A 22612-nucleotide genomic window follows, 5' to 3' on the forward strand; every position below is an offset into this window, starting at 1 on the left:
TAAATCGCTTTATTTAAAAACATATCTCGGCTGATTTGCGGGTGCAAAAGTAGTAGCTTTTTCCATTCTCGCAAACTTTTTTATACCTTTTTTTGAAAGTTTTTTTTACCAACCCTGAAACACAATAACTTACAAAAAAAACTTTTTTTAACCCTTCTAAATATATAACCGAAAGGAAGAGTTAAATCAAATTCCACCCTTGCACTCTTTATATATAACAATTACATTATCTATTCTTACTTTCCTGTTATTTTGCTATAAAATCTCTTTTCCATACCATATATAGTTATTAAAAAAGAAAGAAAGAACATTTCTGTACATAGAAAATTACACTTATTATATGTATCTGACTATCTAATGTTATATATTTGCAACTTTAAATTTTATATGATGATTAAGATTACTTTACCTGACGGTTCGGTTAAAGAGTTTGCACAAGGTGCAACACCGATGGATGTAGCTTTGAGTATAAGCGAAGGTTTAGCCAGAAATGTTATTTCTGCCTCGTTTGATGGAAAAACGATTGAAACCACTACTCCATTGACCACCGATGGTTCTCTTATATTATATACATGGAATGATTCTGAAGGCAAAAAAGCTTTTTGGCATTCTACTTCTCACGTAATGGCCCAAGCATTAGAAGAATTATATCCGGGTATTAAATTAACTATCGGACCGGCAATCGACAATGGTTTTTACTATGATGTAGATTTTGGCGAACATAAAATCACTGATGCTGATTTTAAAAAGATCGAAGACCGGGTTTTAGAAATTTCTCGTGAAAAGCACAATTTCAAAATGCGCTCCGCAACAAAAGCTGAAGCATTAGCTTTTTATAAAGGCAACGAATACAAAACAGAGTTAATTGAAAATCTGGAAGACGGCACTATAACATTTTGTGATCACTCCACATTTACAGATCTATGTCGTGGTGGTCATATTCCTAATACAGGAATTATTAAAGCCATGAAAATTTTGTCTGTGGCAGGTGCTTACTGGAGAGGAGATGAAAAAAACAAGCAATTAACACGCGTTTACGGTATTTCATTCCCTAAACAAAAAGATCTTACAGAGTATCTTCAAATGCTTGAAGAGGCTAAAAAGAGAGATCACAGAAAGTTAGGAAAAGAATTGGAACTGTTTCATTTTTCTCAAAAAGTGGGTCAAGGTTTACCTTTATGGTTACCTAAAGGTGCCGCTTTACGTGATCGTTTGGAACATTTTTTAAAAAAAGCACAGAAAAAAGCCGGGTACGAGCAAGTTGTAACTCCTCATATCGGTCAAAAAGAACTGTATGTAACTTCCGGTCACTATGCTAAATATGGTGCTGATAGTTTTCAACCAATTCATACGCCAGCCGAAGGAGAAGAATTTTTATTAAAACCAATGAACTGCCCTCACCACTGTGAGATTTACAATGCAAAACCTTGGTCTTATAAAGATTTACCAAAACGTTATGCTGAATTCGGTACTGTATATAGATATGAGCAATCCGGAGAATTACATGGTTTGACTCGCGTAAGAGGTTTTACTCAAGATGATGCACACATTTTCTGTACTCCGGATCAGTTAGACGCTGAGTTTAAAAATGTAATTGATCTTGTATTATATGTATTCGGTTCATTAGGTTTTGAAAACTTCACAGCTCAGGTTTCAGTTAGAGACTTAAGCAATCCTGATAAATATATAGGTAGCGTTGAAAATTGGGAAAAAGCAGAAAATGCTATTATCAGTGCAGCAAAAGACAAAGGATTAAATTATGTGATCGAATCGGGTGAAGCTGCTTTTTACGGTCCGAAACTTGATTTCATGGTCAAAGATGCACTGGGAAGAAGTTGGCAGTTAGGAACCATTCAGGTTGATTATAATTTACCGGAACGTTTTGACCTGACTTATAAAGGAAGCGACAATGAATTACACAGACCTGTAATGATCCATCGTGCTCCTTTCGGCAGTATGGAGCGCTTTGTAGCTATTTTATTGGAACATACTGCGGGTAATTTCCCTATTTGGCTAATGCCGGAGCAAGCTATAATACTGTCTTTGAGCGAGAAATATGAAAAATATGCTCAAAAAGTTTTAAATTTGCTAGAAAATCACGAAATTCGCGCCCAAATTGACAATAGAAACGAAACTATTGGTAAGAAAATCAGAGAAGCTGAAGTTCAAAAGTTCCCGTTCATGTTGATCGTAGGTGAGGAAGAAGAAAAGAATGGAACTATTTCGGTACGACGCCACGGTGACTCCGGCAAATCAAATCAGTCTATGACAATTGAGGAATTTGCTAAACTGGTCCAAGAAGAAATCGACAAGACATTAAAACAATTTTAAGTTTAATTTAAAATTTTAGAGCCATAGCAATTAGAAACAACAGAAGAGGTTTTAACCCCAGAGAAGAAAAAAAAGATGCACACCGAATTAATGAAAATATTCGTGTGCCTGAAATTCGTTTAGTAGGTGATAATATAGAAAACGGTATCTATAAAACAGCCGAAGCTTTACGAATGGCTAACGAACAGGAATTAGACTTGGTTGAAATTTCACCCAATGCTGCACCTCCTGTATGTAAGATAATGGATTACGGTAAATTTTTGTACCAACAAAAGAAGCGTGAAAAAGAGCTTAAGGCAAAATCTACCCAGATCGTTGTTAAAGAAATACGTTTCGGTCCTCAGACTGATGAGCACGATTATGAATTTAAAAAGAAGAATGCTATTAAATTTTTAAGTGACGGTGCAAAACTAAAAGCGTTTGTTTTCTTTAAAGGACGATCCATTATATATAAAGAGCAAGGACAGATCTTATTGTTGCGTTTAGCTCAAGACCTTGAGGAATATGGCAAAGTTGAAAACATGCCTGTTTTAGAAGGAAAACGTATGATCATGTATATTGCTCCTAAGAAAAAGAAATAATCTCATTTGAGATATTGCAGGTAACTGCTAAAGATAATGTAAGTAAGATAATTTAATATTAAGGAAGAAAATGCCTAAAATGAAAACTAAATCCGGAGCTAAAAAACGTTTCGTTATCACAGGTTCTGGAAAGATTAAAAGAAAGCATGCTTTTAAAAGTCACATTTTGACTAAAAAAACTAAAAAGCGTAAATTAGCTTTAACTCACTCGACTTTAGTTCACAAAGCTGACGAAAGAAGTGTGAAAGAACAATTAAGATTAGTATAATCTAATCTCGGTTTAAAAAATTTATTTAGTAACCCTGGAGTGGGCCGTCCTGATAAATCAGGATTCAGAAGTGTCAAAACAATGACCGCCTTACTACAAAAAAATTAAAAATTATGCCTAGATCAGTAAATCATGTAGCTTCAAGAGCTAGAAGAAAAAAAGTATTGAAGCAAGCCAAAGGATACTTTGGAAGACGTAAAAACGTTTGGACAGTAGCTAAAAACGCGGTAGAAAAAGCAATGCAATATGCTTACCGCGACAGAAAGCAAAAAAAGAGAAACTTCCGTGCATTGTGGATTATGCGTATTAACGCTGCTGCAAGATTACACGGTATGAGCTATTCTCAATTTATGGGTAAAGTAAAAGCTAATAACATTGAGCTAAACCGTAAAGTTTTAGCTGACTTAGCAATGAATCACCCTGAAGCTTTTGCTGCTATTGTAAATCAAGTTAAATAATAAAACGTTTGTCAAACCTTATCTTACTTATATAGAAAATCCCGCTTTTTTAGCGGGATTTTTATTTTCCCAATAGAAACTCCTATGGAATTATCTAAGATCAAATTAATCGTCTCTGACATGGACGGAACATTACTCAATTCTAAACACGAACTTGATCCGTCTTTTTTTGAAATATATGAAAAACTAAGAACTAAAAACATTCAGTTCATCGCTGCAAGCGGAAGACAATATTTCAGTATTGCTGATAAATTCAAACCTATTTTAAATGAACTGACTATCATTGCTGAAAACGGCTCTTTTGTTAAAAAGAACGGAACTGAGATCTTAGTTAAAGCAATCAATATCTCTTTATTACAAAATGTTATTGAACATGCCCGAAAGATCCCTGATACTTATATTGTTCTTTGCGGAAAAAACGGAGCTTATATAGAACAGGATAGCGAGCAATTTGTAAATTATTTTAAAGAGTTCTACAACAAATACTCATTAGTTCATGATCTGTTGAGCGATCCGAATGACCATTATTTTAAAATCGCTTTATACAATCCGAATGGGGCTGAAAAACATATTTACCCTTACTTTGAAGATTTTAAAGAGGCACTACAAGTAAAGATCTCAGGAGAGTACTGGGTTGATATTATGCAGTTGCAAGTGAATAAGGGTAATGCCATTGAATTTATTCAAAAGCAGAACCATATTACTAAGGATGAAACTTTAGTTTTCGGGGATTACTTAAACGATCTTGAAATGTTCGAACAAGCAGGCACTGCTGTTGCTATGCAGAACGCGCATCCGGAATTAAAGAAAATAGCCTCTTACATTACTGATAGCAATGATCATAATGGGGTTTTTACTGTACTCAAAAAATTAGTTGATTTAGAATAATACAAAAACCCGCAGCATGCGGGTTTTTCTTTTTTAAATTATTTTAATAATGAGGCTTTTTGCAGAAAATACATTTTATTCATCATTGATAACCAAATAAACCTCTTTCTACAATTAAAGCACTTAAAATAATTTAATGTAGGAATAAAATCTTTAATAGAATTCTTGTTCCTTTTTCTTCTACCACATTTTGGACAAGACATTTTTTATAGTTTTATGTTTCAAATATATACTTTTTCACAAAAAACCAACACTTATTTCTTAAAAAATTTAATTATATACCGAAAAAATGTTATAAAAAAATAAAAACTAAGATTATTTAGTTAATCTATAACACATTGCTAAACAAAACCCCACGTATAAATTTGTGGGGCCTTGTTGTCTAAAAAGGGTTATGGTTAATAGCAATGGCTTCCCTTTTTATATGAGTACATATCTGAAAACCAAATAAAAATAAAGTAGTATGAGTGCTAAAAGCAGTACCAGACCTACTGCCTTTAATAGCAACACGAAATTCTCACCGATGTGTTTTTTAAAAAGGTCAATCATCACGTAATTTTTTTCTACTACTCAATAAGTATACCATAAAGTGACGATATTTTTATTGCTTTTCAAAAAAAATGTTCTGAAGTCCTGTCTATTTGTTATCAAACAACTATATGCTGTGATTTTGTTTTTAAATGATATTCAGTTTTTTTACCAAATCATCATAATAGTTCTTCGAAAGAGGGATTTTAGTGTCTCCGATAAGAACAAAGCTAGTCTCTATATTTGTGATATTCTTTAAATTTACAATATAAGACTTGTGAGTTCTGAAGAACTGATCGCTGTTTAATTTTTCTATGAAACCTGACAACGATGCTCTGATTAGCTCTTCTTTTTTCTTTGTTTTTATTTCCAAGTAATTACCATCTGATTTGATCCATAAAATATCCTCCAGTTCTACTTTAGTATATCTTGATTTATCTTTTAAAAAGATCGCATCTTTAACTACTACATCTGTATTACTTTCTGAACTTCCCTCAGGCTTAGGCTTTTCATTATTAATCTTATGCCATGAAATCTCAATGGTTGATAACAATTGTTCTTTTTTAAAAGGCTTTACCAGATAATTAACGGGATTTGCCTTTTTAGCTCTTTCTAAAGTTTGACTATCTGAATAAGACGTTGCGAAAATGAATGGTATCTTATAGTTTTCGTTAATATAATGAGCCAGATCGACTCCGTCTTTGGTGTCATTTAAATTGACATCCAGTAGCACCAGATCCGGTTTTTCATTTTCGTTTAAAATTTTAATCGCTTCTTTATAATCCATAGCTATCCCCACTACATTATAGTGTTGCTCCTGTAATATTGTTTTAATATCTTCAGCTATGATCAATTCGTCTTCAACAATTAAAACTTTAATCATTCCTCTTCTTATATAATTTTAAATTCTTAAACATCACTATAAAGGTAGTGAATTTTCCTTCTTTTTTTATCTCAAAGCTTCCTCTTAACTGGCGACTTAAAATAGAAACTATTTTTAATCCCAGTGACTTTTGATCTTCCATCGAAAAGTCTTCCGGTAATGGGGTACCGTTGTTACTGACTTTGAGTTCATAATCTAAATCCCCTAATGACTCAATCTCAATTTTTATAATTCCTTGCGACTGGTCAATAAACGCATGCTTGTAAGCATTAGAGACCAGCTCATTTATGACCAACCCAAGCGGAACGGCAGTTTCAAAATCAAATTTACATTTATGGGCATAAATATTTACCGTTATTCTTTTTGAATCTCCGATATACATTTGCGATAAGAATGTCGTAAGATCTTTCACATAGTTTTCAATATCAACCTTATCTATATCTTCTGACTGGTAAAGCTTTTGATGAATAAGACTCATCGCCTGTATCCTGTTTTGTCCTTCCTTTAAAAGATATAAAATATCATCATTCTTTACATCTTTTGACTGCATATTGAGCAAACTGGAAATGATCTGAAGGTTATTCTTCACCCGATGGTGTATTTCCCGTAAGAGAGTTTCTTTTTCATATAAGGAACGTTGGATCATTTCTTTCTGATCTTCTACAATTTTGCGTTGTTTTTTATTCTCTTTTAAATTATAATATATAGCAGCAGTTAAGACACTCAACACAATAAGGCTTATAACAATAATATAGATCAACATTTGTTGTTTCTCTGCTCTGACCTTGCTTGCTTTTTCTTTTTGAAGTTGCTCCTGTGCTAATAGTTCTTTTTCCTTTTCAAACTCATATTGCTTTTGCAATTCATAAACCCTGTTATTGATCTCTATATTGAACATAGAGTCACTATACTTTTTATATAATAATTCATTCTCATAAGCCCGTTTGTATTTTGCTGACTCATTATAAATTTTAGCCAAATTCTCATGACAGAATTTGATAGATTCTAACTCTCCTATTTGTGTCGAATATTTTAAGCCTTCTAAAGTATATTGTTCGGCCTGCTTATAATTCTTCTCCAGAAAGTATACATATCCTATTTCTCTGTTTATATCTCCTAAGCCAGACTTGTTATCTGTCTTTTTATAGATTTCTAATGCTATAGTAAAATATTCCAGTGCCTTTTCAAGTTGGTTCAATTTCAAATAGGAAGCTCCTACCCCACGGGCACTCCCGGCTGAATGATTTGACTGTTCCTCTTTTAATTTTAGATATGAATCCAGGAAAATTGATAAAGCCTTTTTGTACTCTTTGTTGTCTAAATGATTATAGGCTAAATTGGTAGAGATAATATGCTTGAGCCATTCTGCATCCTTTGATTCCAGTCCGTCTAAAGAATGTAATGCTTTATTATAATATTCAAGCTCTTGATCCTGACGGTTTTGCTTTCCATATAAAATAGCTTTGCTATTGAACACTCTGGCTATTTTAACTTTATCATTGATCTTTTCGTATGCCTGTAAGGCCCAATTCAAATGTTTTATGGACTCCGGAAAATTATTCCGGATTAAGTTTGCTCTGGCCATATAGAAATGACAATCTCCTATATAGATATAATCTTTTTGATCGTTTGCCATAGCCAATGCTTTTTTCAGATAGGTTTCTGAAAGGTCAAAATCACTGGTATTGTTATAAATTTTACCTAAGAGAAAGCTTGCTTCCAGTATCTTTTTCGGGAATTTTAATTTGATGGCTTTTTCTAAAGCTCTTTTAGCATAAAGAATAGCATCATCAGTTTTTGTTTCGTCTAACTCTTCTGAAAGAGAAAGTAAAATTTGAACTTGTAATGTATCAACAGACGTTTCTGATGATGATTTTGAATCTGTGATGTGTTTTAACTCCCTTTCCAAACTATCAACGGCGTTAACTTGTCCCCACAAAAAGCTATTCGGAAAACCTATCAATAAAAAAAGAAAAGAAAAAAAAGGGCTTCTCATTGAGCTAAAATAAAGATTTTCACTTATATTTTGTACATTATTTAGAATTAATCCTCATTCTTTGATTGATTAATTATTATTATTGAAACTTACTGAAGCAGCTATTACTAAAAAAGCTCTCAAAAATGAGAGCTTTTTCTACTATAAAATTTAAATTGTTATTCTTTAATTAATTTGAAGATTTCAAAATTATTTTCTGAATCAATAGTTTTAACAATATAAATTCCTGAATTCAGAGCTGTGATGTCAACATTTGCTTCTCCAGATACTATCTTTTGCTTTTTAACAACTTTTCCAACAATATCATAAACTTCAATCGTCACATTTTCTTCCGTTCTAACCGTAAAAATTCCTTTTGTCGGATTAGGATACATCAAAAACTTGTTCGCATTAAAAGCAGTACTGCTTAATACAAGAGGACAAACATTACCCGTTGTTACTTGAGAACCTATTTTCCAGTTTGAAGTAGATCCTGTTAAAGCAAAATTATTAAGAGTTCCGTTATAATTATTTCCGGAACTGTCGGTTAAACTTGTAACACCGGAATTATCAGCATTTTCAAACCCTTGATTGAATTTATAATATGCTATAATATTATTTTGCCCATTTTCTAACTCACAATCTTTAGTAGCTAAAATATCAGAATCTGCCAAAGCAATATCCCAAATACGAACCTCATCTATATCTCCTTTAAACATTTCAGGAACAGTTTGTGCATTTCCACCGATAACAAAAGTCGATGTTATTGAAGGCATTGCTCCGGTTTTTGCGGCTGAATTAATTAAAACACCATCTACATAAATTTTCATCGTTGCACCATCCCAAACACCTGCAACATGTTGCCAGGTATTTAACACCACTGCATTGGAAGCTACTACTGATGAATATCCTGTACCTCCGTTTATCCAGAAAGAATAACCGTTATTATCTCTTCTCAATAACATTTGTAAACCAAGTCCTGATGTTGGGTAATCATAATTACCAGCAATCACTCCTAAACCTGAATTTGTTTCCGGTCTAACCCAAGCTTCTACTGTTGTTGCCGTTTTACCTGTAAAATAAGTAGTTAACGATGTTCCTAAATTAACAATATCATTAGCTCCGTCAAAATTTAAATGTGTCGCAGCCGCATTGACAGTAACTACAATTTCGGCTCTTTCACTTTCACAACCATTTGCATTGGTTGAAGAAACCCAATATGATGTAGAACCTGCAACTGAAGTATCAGGAGTCGGTGCAGTAGTACTGCTTGTTCCGCCTGTAGCAGTTGTATACCATAGTAAGCCTGTTCCGCCAGAGGTTGCTGTTAAAGCGGTAGCGGTAGCTCCTTGATTGTAAACCACTGGTGTTGAAACGGTAGGAGCAACAGGAACCGTAGATCCGGTTGTTACCGCAGAACCTGCTAACCAATTTGACATTGAACCTGTTAAAGTAAAATTAGTCAATGTTCCGTCGTATCCATTTGAAGTGACATCTGTCAAAGTAGTAACACCTGAGTTGTCTGCCTGATCTATACCCTGATTGAATTGATAATAAGCCACTAACCCTGTCTCATTGCCTTGTAATTCACAGTTCATAGAACCATTAATTTGTTCAACTGTTCTTGCAGTAGTCCAAACACGAACTTCATCAATATTTCCTGTGAAAAGCTCTGAACCACTAATTCTATTACCAATGTTAAATTGATTTGAAGTGGTTGGTAAACTTACAGAAGCAGCTTGAGAAGCGATTAAAGTTCCATTTGCATAAACATACATATTTGCTCCATCATAAACTGCAGCAATATGAGTCCATGTATTTAAGGGAACACTAAAAGGAGAATTTAAAAAAGTACCATTTAAAACAAATTGAATGTTGTTGTTATTTCTTACACGTAATAATACTTTATGATAAGCTCCATCATAATCTGTAATAATATTATTCCACCCATTTAAAACTGATGGATTAATCCATGCTTCAAATGTTAAAGCAGTTGCTCCATTTAAAGCAGTAGAAATTGAAGTTCCTAAGTTTACATAATCATTAACTCCGTCAAAATTTAAATGTGTTGCCGGTGTAGGAACCGTAAGAAATGTTTTAAACCATAAATCATACGAATCGTACAAGATTGCGTTTCCGTCACTAAAATACAACCCTCCGTTAGCATAATTTGCTCCTGTACCATGAGTAGAAACAGAACCTGTTATCCCTCTAAAATCTATGGTATAACTATTACCGCTAACAATAGCTACACTAGAAGAAAGAACAACACTTAACTCTTCATAACCATTGGTAACTGGCGGATTTGTAATAGTAAAACTCGTAGTGTTCAATACTGTACCTCCATATCCGTTTCCATCAAAGATTCTCAATTGAAAATCTCCGGCACTAAAAACTGATCCCCAATTTCCAACTCTAAGATTCACTTGCGTCATATCTCCGGTCATACCGGCTACAAATGACTGTCCTACATTCTGTGTTGAAGAAACGGTAAAACTTCCTCCTCCGTTATCTGAAGGGGCATTAGATTGATCTAATGTTTGGCTAAAAGCAATAACCGATAAACAGAATAATAAAAAAGAATAAAAATACTTTTGTTTCATAAAATTAAATTTAAAATTCTATGGCAAAAGTAATTTGCTATTAACTATTTAAAAGTTTATTGGGACGAACTGCAAAAGTTTGTGGACGAATTAAAAGATCAGATCACAGTTCCTGGAAAGCGGTAATTCATATTTGTCAATAATTACTGCATTTGATTTTTTTTGTGCTATTTTTGATACATTAGCAATATAGGAACGATGAATTTTGCAAAAAACAGCAGGGTCTAAATCTTTATAAAAATTATCTAATGTATTTCTTACAGTATACTTTTTTCCCGGGGTTTGAATGTCAATATAATTTTTATCACTCTTTACAAATAGTATTTGATTGGTATTCAATTTAATTTCATTGTGTCCGTCTCTTATAACAACATAATTCGATTTATTATTGATCACAACTAATTGAAGTGCTGCTAACAGATCAATTGTCCTTACGGGTTTTGTTAAATAAGACACAGGATTAACTTCTAATGCCTTTTGCAAAGTAGAAAGTTCCGATTGCCCTGTAATGAAAATAATTTTTGCTTCTTTTACATGTTGTTTGGCCCAGTCAATTCCCGTATCTCTACCCTCGACATTGATATCTAACAGAACAACATCCGGTTTAAAAGAATTTAGTTTTTCAATTGCCTGATTAATTTTATACGCAATATCGATTTGGGTGTAATTATTTTCATTTAAGATATTCTTTATGTGATTTGCAATCAACACTTGATCTTCAACTATCAGTATCTTTACCATTTATGCAATCTTTTTTGAAAATGTTATTTTGAATCCTTTTGTTACATCAATTTTGTATTCTACGTCTAATTGCAAACACAACTGTGCCACTAATTTAGGATCTATTTCCTTTGTTTTAGGTTTTTCGCCATTGTCATGGTACAAAAAATGAATGAAATCTTTCTCTCTTAAAACAGAAATCAAAATTGCCTTCTCCTGTTCACGAGTATAAGCATGCTTTATGGAATTTATTATCAGTTCTGTAACCAACAAGCCTATGAACATGGTAGTATCTGAACTCAATAAAACAGAATCAATTTTTAAATCTATAGTTATATTCCTTTCTTCGAAAACTTCACCATAAACGGATTTAATTTCATTCAGATATTCATGTATGTCTACCTGCCTTTTATCTGCTGATTGGTATAAATGCCTGTGAAGAATAGCTATAGTCTCTACTTTTGCTAATATTTTTTTTATCGGAATATTTTCAGATTCAGCGTTGGCTTTTCTGAGCTCATCAGAAATTAAGATTGTAATCAACTGTAGGTTATTATTAATTCTATGATTAGTTTCGCTTAAAAGGAATTCATTTTCTTTTGATAGTTTTTCAAGCACTTTATTGTTCTTTTGAGTTTTCCTGAAAAAAAACAAAACTATTAATGTCAAAATAATTAAAGAAAAAAGTATTCCTACCGCAATAAAAAAATTAACTCGGGAACTTTTTAGTTCATTAGCCTGATTTTTTAAATTCAACTCTTTAATCTCAAGCTCCGAATTTTTCTTTTCTAATTCATATTTCCGCTCTGCCTCAATGATCTGCTTATTCCATTTACTGATAAACTCTGCTTTTTCTAATTCACGGAAAACCTCATAAGAATCGAGCGCCTTTTTATAATTCCCGGTTACTTTAAAATATCCGGCTTCTAAAAATTTAAAATCCTGAAGGTAAATATTGTATTGTTTTTTACGGGAAATCTCTAAACCTCTGTCAATAAAAGACTTTGCCTTTTGTATACGTCCTTTCTTTTCATACAATCTAATAATATTAATTAACACATTAGCTTCGTATAATTCGTCGTTAATTTTTCTAAATTGCTGTAAAGCTTCTTTATAGTACTCTTCGGCAAGGACATCTTTATTCAGATTTTTATAGGCATACCCTATTTCATTAAAAGCTGAAGCCACTAAAGCATTAGCGCCTTCTCCTTTAAATAATTCTAAGACTTTTTGTGAACATTTTATAGAGTTATGACAATCGTATTCTTTCTCTATATAAAGAGCAGCTCTTCGGCTCCAGTAATACGCTTCTGTTTCGCGTGAAACGTGATGTTTGTCTATAATTTCTTTAGCTTCATTAAGGTATTCTAAAGATAAGTCAAAATCATATTTAGCCCTGTAAAACTCGCCTATATTGAGATATGTTTCCGCTAAGCGATCGTATAATTTTATCGTATTAAAAATGGATTCGGCTTCCTCATAAAGTTTTAATGCCTCCGGGTAATCTTGCTTTAATTTCAGAACTTTACCTAAATTCAGTTTGTAAATACCTTTAATGGAATCATCAGAAGATGTTACCTGTTTCTCAATCTTCTTAAAAAAGTATAGAGCACTGTCAATTTTAGACGTTTTTAAATAATCTATGCCTTTCTGAAAATCCTGATGAAACTGCGCTTTAACGGGATATATCAGAAAAAAATATAAAAAAAAGCTAAGTATTTTGAATTTCATATTAGGTTTTCTGCTTTTTCTTCCTTGCTGCCGGAAATAATACATTATTCAGGATCAAACGATATCCCGGCGAATTGGGATGCAAATCTAAAACTGTTGGCTGATCTCCTACTCTATGCTGGTAATCTTCCGGATCGTGTCCGCCGTAAAAAGTAAACATACCTTTACCTCTGGTTCCGTGAATGTAGCGGGCTTCTCCGTTTATTTTACATTCTCCTAAACGAAGAACGTTACTCTTAATCAAACTTCCTCTGAAAGCTGTCGTCTGTCCCATAAATCCTTTTATGAGTTGCGTATGGTTTTGGCATAACATCGTTGGGATCGGATCCCATTTTGCTGAAAAATCCATTAAGGAAAAATAATCCTGCTCAAAAGGAATAGTTTTATTTATCCTGTCATTAGTTGTATCGATATCCGAAAATTCATAGACCATCGGGCTACGCTCTAAAATAAAATCCTTGAATGCAAAACTATTGTTGTAGTTGATGGAAGCCTGATAATTCGGTGCACTATTATCACCATCAAACATAGGCTCACAAATATCAACCCCGTCAGCAGCTAAAGCAATATCAAAACTATCGGTTGCGGAACACATGGCAAACATAAAACCTCCCCCAATGACATAATCTCTTATTTTTCTGGCTACTGCCAGTTTTTCTTCTGATACCTTTTGATATCCCAGACTTGCGGCTAATTCTTCTGCTTGTTTTTTTTGTTCTATATACCAAGGTGCATTTCGATACGCTCCGAAAAATTTTCCGTATTGTCCGGTAAAATCTTCATGATGTAAATGCAACCAATCGTAAAGCAATAACTGATCGCTCAGTACTTCCGCATCGTAAACTTCAGTATATGGAATTTCGGCATAAGTTAAAACCATGGTCACAGCATCATCCCAAGGCTGTTTCCCTTTAGGAGTATACACTGCAATCTTAGGTGCTTTTTCTAAAATCACCGTTTCCATGTTTTGAGAAGGGCTGCTAATTTGTTCCAGAATATTATTAGCAGAAGCATCTGATAAAATTTCAAATGTAACTCCTCTGATCTGGCATTCTCTTCGGATCTCAGCTGCATCGGGTAACAAGAACGAACCTCCTCTGTAATTTAACAGCCAACTCACTTTATAGTCCTTTGTCAGTGCCCAATAGGTAATTCCGTAAGCTTTCAGATGATTTTGCTGCCCCTCAGCGTCCATAGGTAACAATACGGAAGAGGCCTTAATAGTTATGGAAAAAAAGATAAGGTATAGAATTATAGAAAATGATAAACCCTTCATTTCATTTTTATTCAAATATAATAAGATTAATTGGTTCGGCAAACAGGTAGAAATACCTGACAGACCAGGTAATTCAACCTTTTTTTTTTATCTATAACTTTCGCCTGTAACAAATAGCTGTCAAATGAGGAATTTTGTTTAAAAGCAATTTAAAACATTTAACCATGGAAAATAAAATTCCTTCTAAAGTAAAATTTAATTTAACTCTGGGTCAAACGATTAAAGGAACACCGGTTCTGACAAATCCGGACTGTTCATTTAGCTATGATTGGGACTTCAGTAAAAACATGGGGCTTGCCCTTTTAGAAAGTATTGAGAACACCGAATTAAACTTAACGCTTCATCCTCTTGGAATAGCAGGTGTCTTAGCTTTTATGTCCGACATCAGTCCGTTGTCTGTTACTATCGATGGAAAAGATGTTGTCATTTTCAGAGTGATCCTTGACATTGATCTGGTTTCAGGAACTAAAAAAGCGGCCATTATGTTTAACCAAGATGGTTCAACAATTCAAACTACGGATAATTGGGAAAACGAACATGCTAACCTGATCAGCTAAAATAAAATAAGGAGCTAATTTATAGCTCCTTATTTGTTTCTATTTAAAATCTCTGACTGATTTGTTCTACATCTACTATTTTGTTTTGAATAGCATAGACGACTAAACCGGCTATATTTCGTGCTTCTGTCTTTAACAGCAGATTGTTCCTGTGTCCGTCAACAGTTCTGGGGCTAATAAACAATTTTTCAGCTATTTCATTGGTGTTATGCTGCATACAGATCAACTTTAGCACTTCTTTTTCTCTTGAGGTAAGATAGTCTTCTTCAATACTGCATTTTACCTTTTTATTTCCTGACGAAATCCCTTCATAGATTATTTCCATGACCATGTCATTATAATAAAAACCTTTGGCTATTACTTCATTGATCGTCTTTACCACTTCTTTAGGAGACGTATTCTTAACAAGGTAAGACGAGGCTCCTTCCTGAATCATATTTAAAACAAAAGGTTTTGTTTCATAACTGGTCAGGGCTATTATTTTTATTTCCGGAAATTTACTGTGAATTCTTTTTGTAGCTTCAACTCCGTTTAATAAGGGCATTTTTAAATCTATAAGAATTAAATCGGGCAATTCAATCGGATCGTTTTCGAGATAATTAACGAGGTCACTTCCGTCAGAAGCTTCATAAATTACCTTAAAATTAGGCTCTCTTTCTAGTAAAAAAGCAATACCTTTTCTAAAAAGTAGCTCATCATCAGCCAATATTATTTTTATTATATTGTCCATCTTTATTAGAAATTTAAAATTACTCGTACTCCTTGGCTAATAGCACTTTCAATTTTTAAATCTCCTTTCAAAAAACTTGTTCTGCTTTCGATATTCTTTATTCCAAGTCCTCTACGATACTTTGTATTTTTTATGTCGAATCCTTTACCGTCATCTACATACTCACAAATTTTTTTTCCATCTTCAATAGCAAAACGAATGTCTATCTGTCTCGCATTTCCATGTCTTATGGAATTATTGATCAATTCCTGCAATATTCTGTAAAGGTGCAGATGATTATGGAGGGGTATATCTTCAAAGATACTTTGTTTTAACGTATTTTTATAATTTATTTGTACTTTATTTGCAACTGAAAAATTATTACACAATTCTTCTATCGCCACATTTAAACCGAAATTTTCCAAAACCGGAGGCAAAAGATCATAGGATATTCTTCTGGTACTCTGCAAAACTTTCCCGCATACATTGACTATATTAGCCGTTATTTCTTTTTGCTCTTCATCTGATAAATTCTCTGAATTTAACATATAACTGCTTAATGAAATGATATTTAATTTAGAACTTATATCATCATGTAAATCTCTGGCTATCCTGCTCCTCTCTTCTTCCTGAGCTAAAATAGTGGCATTGATGATCTCCTTCTGATATTTGATCTCCATATCTTTATTCTCAATCTCTTTTTGAATGATCTTCTTTCGGGAATAATAAACGAATACCACTACAGCAATCGTCATTAAGACAAAGGCTATAAATGTATAAATGATCGCAAGGATCAATTCCTTATCCGTAAGAGCTGCATTGTTCATTTACATTTTTTTTATTCTTATATTAAACCATTCAACCATTATTAAAATCTGATAGATCACGTATAGTACTGAATTAAGCTCCCAAATGATCTTACTGGTCGAAAAATTCAAAACAGAAATGATATTACCCGATAAAAAAACAACCGTACTCCCGAATAAATAGATCAAGATTCCCATATTTATATAATAATACGTTCGCTTTTCGTTCAGAATATTATAAAAATGAAACATTGAAAAAATGATCAACAAGAATGAGGTAAGGAAAATTTCTAAAAGGTTGAATCTCAAAAAAAGTTCCGGATTAAAAATATACTGAATAACCAGAATTAGAGGACAAAGTAACAGGCTATATTTTACGATTTTTTTCTGTTTCTTATTTTTCAGGATCGATAAATAAAAAAAACTCAAAATAATAAATTGAAAAACAAAATACAGATGCGATAGAAACAAATTATTAATCCCATTTCTTTTAAAAAAAGCTGTAAAAAACTGAATTATAATGATGATGGAAAGATAAAATGTAAAAATAAAATAAGATCTGGATACAAATTTTTTAAGTCCCAAGAGAAACAAAATAAAATTTGTACCCAGCAAAAAATATCCTATATACGTAAGGCTACCTAACAAGTCAAGTATTAACTAATAAAAGGAGCTTTTTGATTACATGTATTCGGGCAAGGCTCCGAAAAATCATAAATGTAGTTACCGTTCTCCTCAGATATCATATCGTTCCCCTCTGCATCAACTCCTACGACCATTAATCGTTCTACCTGATTTTCATCAACTCCTAAATATGCTCTGACATTCACAACACCGTCTTCCTGCATTACTTGTTGAATATCAATTCCGGGAATAAGAAAGGCTTTTAGCTTATTATGTTGGTTATAAGTTCCTTCCTCTTGTTTCCATCTGCTAGCCCAAGCCTGAGCAGTTTCCAAACTAATTGTGTTTTTTGCCATAATAGTAAATTTTATTAAGATTAGTAGTAAACAAATATATCATAAAAACTGATATATTTCTTATATAGCTCATAAAAACAGGTATTTCTACCTATATTCAAAACTGATGTTAATGGTACATTTGTTTATATTAACTATAAAAACTAAATTTTTTATGTCTACAGAACCATTTATCGGAGAAATTAAACTATTCGGATTTAACTTTGCCCCAAAAGGCCATATGCTTTGTGCCGGACAAATAATGTCTATCGCTCAAAATACAGCCTTATTTTCACTTATAGGAACTACTTACGGAGGTAACGGACAAACCACTTTTGCTCTTCCTGATCTACAAGGACGTATGCCAATAGGACAAGGTCAAGGTCCGGGATTACCTGATTATTCAATGGGAGAAATCGGAGGTCACACTACAGTTACGCTATTAACAAGTAACATTCCGCCACACACACACTCTTTGAATTCAACTCGTGTACTATTACAAGCATCAACGGATAATGCAGATGAACTATCGCCGGCAGGAAATTTCCCGGCAACAGCAACAAGCGCGATCTATAGCGGTAACGGAGCAACTCCTAATGTATATACAGGAGGAGCACGTCTTACAGGTACTACTGATATTACCGGATCAGGTATTCCTGTAAATGTCTTGAACCCGTATTTAACTATAAATTATTCCATTGCTATATACGGAATTTTTCCAAGTCGTAATTAATTTACTAACTATAAAAAGAAAAACACATGTCAACGGAACCATTTATAGGAGAGATTAAACTATTCGGATTCAATTTTGCCCCTTTGGGATATTCACTTTGTGCCGGTCAAATTATTTCAATTTCTCAATACACAGCCTTATTTTCACTTATAGGAACTACTTACGGAGGTAACGGACAGACCACTTTTGCTCTTCCTGATTTACAAGGGCGTATGCCAATTGGACAAGGACAAGGTCCGGGATTACCCCTTTACACAATGGGACAAAAAGCGGGTAGTACAACTAAAACACTAACAACTTCAAACTTGCCTCCGCACATCCATTCATTATTGAATGCTCATGTTAATTTACAAGCATCAACGGATAATGCAGACGAATTATCGCCGGCAGGAAATTTCCCGGCTACGGCTACAGATGCCATTTATAGCGGTAACGGAGCAACTCCTAATACATATACAGGAGGAGCAGTACTATCAGGTACTACTGACGTTACCGGATCAGGTATTCCTGTAGATGTCATGAATCCTTACCTAACCATAAATTTTTCTATTGCTATGCAAGGAATATTCCCAAGCAGGAACTAATTTTTCAAACATAAATAAAGGGAATATTTTCAAAAATATTTCCTTTATTAACAATAAAAAAATATGCAAAAAATAGGAGTTCTTTTACCAAGGTCCACATATTATAAAACTATCGGCTTTGACATCTATGAAGGATTAAAATCAGGATTAAAACAAGCCGGAAGAGAAGATATTAAAATCATTACCGAAAATATCGGTTTCGGCGCAGATAAACAACAATGCTACCGCTCAGCCGAAAAACTATTATTGGAAGAAGAGGTAAGCTTAGTCCTTGCTTTTATAGGACATCGTACTGCTGAACTACTCAGACCTCTTTTCCTTGCTGCTAATAAAATGCTAATTGTTTTAGATGCAGGAGCCAATTTACCAAATGAATGGCCAACATGTCCTAACATTTTCTATCACTCGCTTCACAATTCCTTAGGTGCATGGCTTACAGCCAGAAAAGCTTCTCAGGACGGATATCAGGAAGGCGCTATGATAACCGGATATTATGACGGAGGATATTTACATACGTATAGCATTTCAAAAAGTTTTGAAAATGCAGGTAGTAAAATTTGTTTTAACCATGCTACCGGCTATCAAGAAACAGATTTTACAATGGAACCGATACAAAACCAGTTAGCTACTAACGCAAATACAGCCTTTCTAAGTCTATTCAGCGGCGATTTTGTACAATGGTACTTCAAAGAAATAAATAATAGATATAGAAATCAAAACTTACCAATATACCTAACTCCTTTCGGACTGGAAGAAACCGTATTGGAAGCTGCTGTTTTACCGAGTGATGCCGTGAGCGGAGTTATCTCCTGGTCAAAAAAGATAGAAAATAACGAAAATAAAATCTTTATTGAAACTATAGAATCATCAGGAAAAAAACCAAACCTGTTTTCTTTAATTAGTTGGGAAGCGTCTTCAATTGCCATAAAAACCCTAGACCTCCTGGCAGAACAAAAGCATGTGATTTCTAAAGTTGCAAGCGAATTACATGAATTTGAATTTGAAAGCCCGAGAGGGAAAATATATTTTGATAAAAAAACAAACACTTCTATTACAAATCTTTACGAAGCAACATTGATTGAAAACAAAGGTACTTGCGAAATAAAGTTAGGCAAAGAAATAAAAGACACTAAAGAAGAATTTGAAAAGTTATGCAATCTACCACTACATGAGGTAACTTCTGCATGGTACAACAGTTATACTTGTATTTAGATGGAAGAGAAAAAGAAAATAGTATTATTATGCGGTGGAAAATTTGCTTTCAAAGCCTTACAATTAATGGCTTATGAAAAATTCCTATACGGTGTAGCAATTGGAAAAGGAACCGAAATGATGACAGAAGCTTTAGAAAACGAGTGCGACAAAAACAAAATATTGTTTAAAGCATTTCCCGATAAAAAAAGCATGTCTGAAATGAAAAATTGGATCAATGAGATACAACCGGATTATATTTTCTCTATTTCCTTCCCTTTTCTAATTCCTGAAGATGTACTTTCTTTCGGAACGGAAAGATTTATTAATTTCCATCCGGGGCCTTTACCCCGATACAGAGGGGTAATGCCTATTTTTGAAGTGTTAAAAAATCAGGAAACAGAAACCGCCATCAGCGTTCACTTCATGAACTCAAATTTTGATGAAGGGAATATTATCTTCAATGACCCAATTCCCATTGAAAGAGGAGAAACTTACGGCAAATTAACCCAAAAATTAAGTAACAGAGTTGCTCAAGTTGCCCTGAATATGGCGGAAATGCTTCAATTTGGCAGTAAAATCCCTAATATACCTCAAGATGAAGATGAAGCTTATTATTATGAAAAGCCCCTGTTTTCTGATACATTCATCAATTGGAGAAGAATGGATTCAGAAGAAATAATTGCATTAATCAATGCCTGTAACCCTTGGAATAACGGCGCTGACACCACATTTATGGGTGAACAGGCAAAAATCATAACAGCAACACCCCTTAACACCCCCCATAAAAATATTCATCCCGGTACTGTTACAGAAATTACAGAAGAAAACTTAATAGCTGTAGCATGCTCTGATAATAAACAAATTGCCATTGAGATACTTAGCACTGAAGAAGGAATTATAACAGCCAAACAATTCAGTGATCATAGTAACATTATTGGCAAAACATTTAGTTAAGGTCTAACAATATAAATTTACATCACATGAAACAAAAAATTACTTTCATTTTGATTGCAATGAGCTTATTTTCAACAAGTTCATACACACAAACTCAGTTTTGGAGTGATACTTTTGAAGATACCGGTGCTCCAAGTTCCGGTAGCAGAACACCGTCTATTGCCGAATTCTCATGCGGAGGACCTCCGGCAACAGCCTATTTTAGAAGAGCAGGTTTAGCTGACATTGATTTGCAATCCGGTACATATTCAAATATTGAAGGTTCAAAATTTTGGGCCGCTGAAGATATTGATAAAGGTCCAACCTGTACAAATAGCAGTATATCTGCAAACCAACAGGTAACCTGGAGCGGAATTGATATAAGCGGAAAAACAAATTTGTCTTTCAAAGGACTATTTGCCGATAATGATTTTAACGGCGGTTATCAAGGAAGTTCATTCGGTGCCAGTCAGGATTTTATGGCTGTTGAATATCGGATAGACGGAGGCTCATGGAACAGAATCATTGCCATTTATGCTAATTCCACAACATCTTCAAGTACTTTTAGTGTCGATACAGATGGTGATTTAATCGGAGACGGAACAGCTTTAAGCTATGCTTTTACCGAATTAACAGCAAACATATCAGGAACAGGAACAACATTAGATTTACGTTTCAATTGTTTTGTAAATGCCAGTACAGCACAAGAAATCGCAATTGATAATTTCAGATTATTAGCTACTCCGGCTTGTACAGATCCTACAGTTCCTACTGTAACAGCTACTACCCCTGTTTGTGCAGGAAATTCAAGCACTTTAACTATCAGTGGTACTTTGAATGATGCCACTCAATGGGCTGTTTATACAGGATCATGTGGAGGAACATTAATTGGAACAACTTCAGGATCAACTTTTGTAGTTACTCCAAGTTCAAACACTACTTACTACGTTAGAGGTGAAGGTGGTTGTGTAACTCCAGGTAGTTGTGGTACAGCTACTGTTAATGTAGTTAATCTTTCTTTAAGTGCATCATCTCAAACAAACGTATCATGTTTCGGAGGGACTAATGGTTCTGCAACAGTAAGTGCTTCAGGTAGTACCGGATATACTTATTCTTGGTCACCTTCCGGCGGAACTGGTACAACAGCTACAGGTCTTGCCGCAGGTACTTACACTTGTACAGTAACCGATGCCAATGGATGTACTGATTCTGTTAACTTTACTATTACTGAACCGACTGTCTTAGCCTTAACCCAATCTTCGCAAACCAACATCGCTTGTAATGGTGGTTCAACCGGAGCAGCTACTGTTAATGCAGCTACTGGCGGTGCAGGAGGATATACCTATAACTGGACTCCGGGGAACCCCACTGGGGACGGAACAACTTCAGTAACTGGACTAACTGCAGGAACATGGACTTGTACCGTAACAGATGCCAACGGATGTACTACTTCCACTAACTTTACTATTACCGAACCAACTGCCTTGGCCTTGACTCAGGCTTCACAGACCGATGTTGCTTGTAACGGAGGTTCGACCGGAGCAGCTACTGTTAATACAGCTACTGGCGGTGCAGGAGGATATACCTATAACTGGACTCCGGGGAACCCCACTGGGGACGGAACAACTTCAGTAACTGGACTAACTGCAGGAACATGGACTTGTACCGTAACAGATGCCAACGGATGTACTACTTCCACTAACTTTACTATTACCGAACCAACTGCCTTGGCCTTGACTCAGGCTTCACAAACCAACATCGCTTGTAATGGTGGTTCAACCGGAGCAGCTACTGTTAATACAGCTACTGGTGGTGCAGGAGGATATACCTATAACTGGACTCCGGGGAACCCCACTGGGGACGGAACAACTTCAGTAACTGGACTAACTGCAGGA

At 34.4% G+C, this 22612-nt stretch carries 20 protein-coding genes and 1 pseudogene; 11 read left to right on the forward strand and 10 right to left on the reverse strand.

Going from position 1 to position 22612, the window contains the following annotated elements; genetic code table 11:
- Window positions 1-390: 390 nt before the first annotated feature.
- From thrS to NHF50_RS02530, 5 genes are all read left to right on the forward strand, one after another.
- On the forward strand, window positions 391-2331 hold the full coding sequence (thrS, locus tag NHF50_RS02510; protein WP_252774951.1) for a threonine--tRNA ligase: 1941 nt from the start codon (window positions 391-393) through the stop codon (window positions 2329-2331).
- Between the two features lie 29 nt (window positions 2332-2360).
- Window positions 2361-2912 carry a translation initiation factor IF-3 gene (gene infC / locus NHF50_RS02515; RefSeq protein ID WP_109568192.1) on the forward strand — a complete coding sequence of 184 codons (552 nt, stop codon included), beginning with the start codon at window positions 2361-2363 and terminating at the stop codon, window positions 2910-2912.
- Window positions 2913-2982: 70 nt separating this feature from the next.
- The gene (rpmI, locus tag NHF50_RS02520) at window positions 2983-3180 is read left to right on the forward strand and encodes a 50S ribosomal protein L35 (RefSeq protein WP_109568193.1); all 198 of its coding nucleotides are present in this window, start codon (window positions 2983-2985) and stop codon (window positions 3178-3180) included.
- 113 nt (window positions 3181-3293) lie between these two features.
- A complete protein-coding gene (gene rplT / locus NHF50_RS02525; protein WP_109568194.1) occupies window positions 3294-3638 on the forward strand; it encodes a 50S ribosomal protein L20 in 345 nt (114 codons plus the stop codon).
- A gap of 84 nt (window positions 3639-3722) precedes the next feature.
- On the forward strand, window positions 3723-4526 hold the full coding sequence (locus NHF50_RS02530) for an HAD family hydrolase (RefSeq protein WP_252774952.1): 804 nt from the start codon (window positions 3723-3725) through the stop codon (window positions 4524-4526).
- Window positions 4527-5202: 676 nt separating this feature from the next.
- Here the strand turns inward: NHF50_RS02530 and NHF50_RS02535 are convergent.
- The 6 genes from NHF50_RS02535 to NHF50_RS02560 all read right to left on the reverse strand — a co-directional run bounded on the left by NHF50_RS02535 (window position 5203) and on the right by NHF50_RS02560 (window position 14242).
- Entirely contained in the window at window positions 5203-5937 is a 735-nt protein-coding gene (locus NHF50_RS02535) for a LytTR family DNA-binding domain-containing protein (RefSeq protein WP_252774953.1), read from the reverse strand.
- Window positions 5930-7933: a histidine kinase dimerization/phosphoacceptor domain -containing protein gene (locus NHF50_RS02540; protein ID WP_252774954.1), complete on the reverse strand. Its 2004-nt coding sequence runs from the start codon at window positions 7931-7933 to the stop codon at window positions 5930-5932. Before NHF50_RS02540 ends, NHF50_RS02535 begins: the two co-directional genes overlap by 8 nt.
- A 158-nt stretch (window positions 7934-8091) precedes the next feature.
- Window positions 8092-10515 (reverse strand): LamG-like jellyroll fold domain-containing protein, encoded by a 2424-nt coding sequence (locus tag NHF50_RS02545; RefSeq protein ID WP_252774955.1) that lies wholly within the window; start codon window positions 10513-10515, stop codon window positions 8092-8094.
- 90 nt (window positions 10516-10605) lie between these two features.
- Window positions 10606-11256, reverse strand: a complete 651-nt coding sequence (locus NHF50_RS02550; RefSeq protein WP_252774956.1) for a LytTR family DNA-binding domain-containing protein — start codon at window positions 11254-11256, stop codon at window positions 10606-10608.
- The gene (locus NHF50_RS02555) at window positions 11257-12966 is read right to left on the reverse strand and encodes a tetratricopeptide repeat protein (protein WP_170108159.1); all 1710 of its coding nucleotides are present in this window, start codon (window positions 12964-12966) and stop codon (window positions 11257-11259) included.
- A gap of 1 nt (window position 12967) precedes the next feature.
- Window positions 12968-14242 (reverse strand): asparagine synthetase B, encoded by a 1275-nt coding sequence (locus NHF50_RS02560; RefSeq protein WP_252774957.1) that lies wholly within the window; start codon window positions 14240-14242, stop codon window positions 12968-12970.
- Between the two features lie 164 nt (window positions 14243-14406).
- Between NHF50_RS02560 and NHF50_RS02565 the strand changes: the two genes are divergently transcribed.
- A complete protein-coding gene (locus NHF50_RS02565; protein WP_252774958.1) occupies window positions 14407-14799 on the forward strand; it encodes a hypothetical protein in 393 nt (130 codons plus the stop codon).
- A gap of 43 nt (window positions 14800-14842) precedes the next feature.
- On the opposite strand, the gene NHF50_RS02570 is transcribed toward NHF50_RS02565, so the two are convergent.
- The 4 genes from NHF50_RS02570 to NHF50_RS02585 form a co-directional block, all read right to left on the reverse strand.
- Window positions 14843-15529, reverse strand: a complete 687-nt coding sequence (locus NHF50_RS02570) for a response regulator transcription factor (RefSeq protein WP_252774959.1) — start codon at window positions 15527-15529, stop codon at window positions 14843-14845.
- A gap of 5 nt (window positions 15530-15534) precedes the next feature.
- Window positions 15535-16335, reverse strand: coding sequence for a sensor histidine kinase (locus NHF50_RS02575; RefSeq protein ID WP_109568204.1), 801 nt, complete (start codon window positions 16333-16335; stop codon window positions 15535-15537).
- Window positions 16336-16566 carry a hypothetical protein gene (locus NHF50_RS02580; RefSeq protein WP_252774960.1) on the reverse strand — a complete coding sequence of 77 codons (231 nt, stop codon included), beginning with the start codon at window positions 16564-16566 and terminating at the stop codon, window positions 16336-16338. It lies immediately after the preceding gene.
- A 404-nt stretch (window positions 16567-16970) separates the two neighbouring features.
- A complete protein-coding gene (locus tag NHF50_RS02585; protein ID WP_252774961.1) occupies window positions 16971-17294 on the reverse strand; it encodes a hypothetical protein in 324 nt (107 codons plus the stop codon).
- A 154-nt stretch (window positions 17295-17448) separates the two neighbouring features.
- On the opposite strand from NHF50_RS02585, the gene NHF50_RS02590 reads away from it, so the two are divergent.
- The 5 genes and pseudogenes from NHF50_RS02590 to NHF50_RS02610 all read left to right on the forward strand — a co-directional run.
- Window positions 17449-18006: a phage tail protein gene (locus NHF50_RS02590; RefSeq protein WP_252774962.1), complete on the forward strand. Its 558-nt coding sequence runs from the start codon at window positions 17449-17451 to the stop codon at window positions 18004-18006.
- Between the two features lie 26 nt (window positions 18007-18032).
- The gene (locus NHF50_RS02595) at window positions 18033-18590 is read left to right on the forward strand and encodes a phage tail protein (RefSeq protein WP_252774963.1); all 558 of its coding nucleotides are present in this window, start codon (window positions 18033-18035) and stop codon (window positions 18588-18590) included.
- Between the two features lie 63 nt (window positions 18591-18653).
- Window positions 18654-19802: an ABC transporter substrate-binding protein gene (locus NHF50_RS02600; protein WP_109568209.1), complete on the forward strand. Its 1149-nt coding sequence runs from the start codon at window positions 18654-18656 to the stop codon at window positions 19800-19802.
- Window positions 19803-20738, forward strand: a complete 936-nt coding sequence (locus NHF50_RS02605) for a methionyl-tRNA formyltransferase (protein ID WP_252774964.1) — start codon at window positions 19803-19805, stop codon at window positions 20736-20738.
- Window positions 20739-20764: 26 nt separating this feature from the next.
- Window positions 20765-22612, forward strand: a pseudogene (locus NHF50_RS02610) (SprB repeat-containing protein); the annotation flags it as partial.

Source organism: Flavobacterium sp. NRK F10, from assembly GCF_024054235.1.
Taxonomy (GTDB): domain Bacteria; phylum Bacteroidota; class Bacteroidia; order Flavobacteriales; family Flavobacteriaceae; genus Flavobacterium; species Flavobacterium sediminis.

Coding starts and splice junctions, on each gene's coding strand:
- thrS (WP_252774951.1), top strand. CDS start 391: ATGATTAAGATTACTTTACCTGACGGTTCGGTTAAAGAGTTTGCACAA.
- rpmI (WP_109568193.1), top strand. CDS start 2,983: ATGCCTAAAATGAAAACTAAATCCGGAGCTAAAAAACGTTTCGTTATC.
- rplT (WP_109568194.1), top strand. CDS start 3,294: ATGCCTAGATCAGTAAATCATGTAGCTTCAAGAGCTAGAAGAAAAAAA.
- NHF50_RS02530 (WP_252774952.1), top strand. CDS start 3,723: ATGGAATTATCTAAGATCAAATTAATCGTCTCTGACATGGACGGAACA.
- NHF50_RS02535 (WP_252774953.1), bottom strand. CDS start 5,937: ATGATTAAAGTTTTAATTGTTGAAGACGAATTGATCATAGCTGAAGAT.
- NHF50_RS02540 (WP_252774954.1), bottom strand. CDS start 7,933: ATGAGAAGCCCTTTTTTTTCTTTTCTTTTTTTATTGATAGGTTTTCCG.
- NHF50_RS02545 (WP_252774955.1), bottom strand. CDS start 10,515: ATGAAACAAAAGTATTTTTATTCTTTTTTATTATTCTGTTTATCGGTT.
- NHF50_RS02550 (WP_252774956.1), bottom strand. CDS start 11,256: ATGGTAAAGATACTGATAGTTGAAGATCAAGTGTTGATTGCAAATCAC.
- NHF50_RS02555 (WP_170108159.1), bottom strand. CDS start 12,966: ATGAAATTCAAAATACTTAGCTTTTTTTTATATTTTTTTCTGATATAT.
- NHF50_RS02560 (WP_252774957.1), bottom strand. CDS start 14,242: ATGAAGGGTTTATCATTTTCTATAATTCTATACCTTATCTTTTTTTCC.
- NHF50_RS02565 (WP_252774958.1), top strand. CDS start 14,407: ATGGAAAATAAAATTCCTTCTAAAGTAAAATTTAATTTAACTCTGGGT.
- NHF50_RS02570 (WP_252774959.1), bottom strand. CDS start 15,529: ATGGACAATATAATAAAAATAATATTGGCTGATGATGAGCTACTTTTT.
- NHF50_RS02575 (WP_109568204.1), bottom strand. CDS start 16,335: ATGAACAATGCAGCTCTTACGGATAAGGAATTGATCCTTGCGATCATT.
- NHF50_RS02580 (WP_252774960.1), bottom strand. CDS start 16,566: ATGTTTCATTTTTATAATATTCTGAACGAAAAGCGAACGTATTATTAT.
- NHF50_RS02585 (WP_252774961.1), bottom strand. CDS start 17,294: ATGGCAAAAAACACAATTAGTTTGGAAACTGCTCAGGCTTGGGCTAGC.
- NHF50_RS02590 (WP_252774962.1), top strand. CDS start 17,449: ATGTCTACAGAACCATTTATCGGAGAAATTAAACTATTCGGATTTAAC.
- NHF50_RS02595 (WP_252774963.1), top strand. CDS start 18,033: ATGTCAACGGAACCATTTATAGGAGAGATTAAACTATTCGGATTCAAT.
- NHF50_RS02600 (WP_109568209.1), top strand. CDS start 18,654: ATGCAAAAAATAGGAGTTCTTTTACCAAGGTCCACATATTATAAAACT.
- NHF50_RS02605 (WP_252774964.1), top strand. CDS start 19,803: ATGGAAGAGAAAAAGAAAATAGTATTATTATGCGGTGGAAAATTTGCT.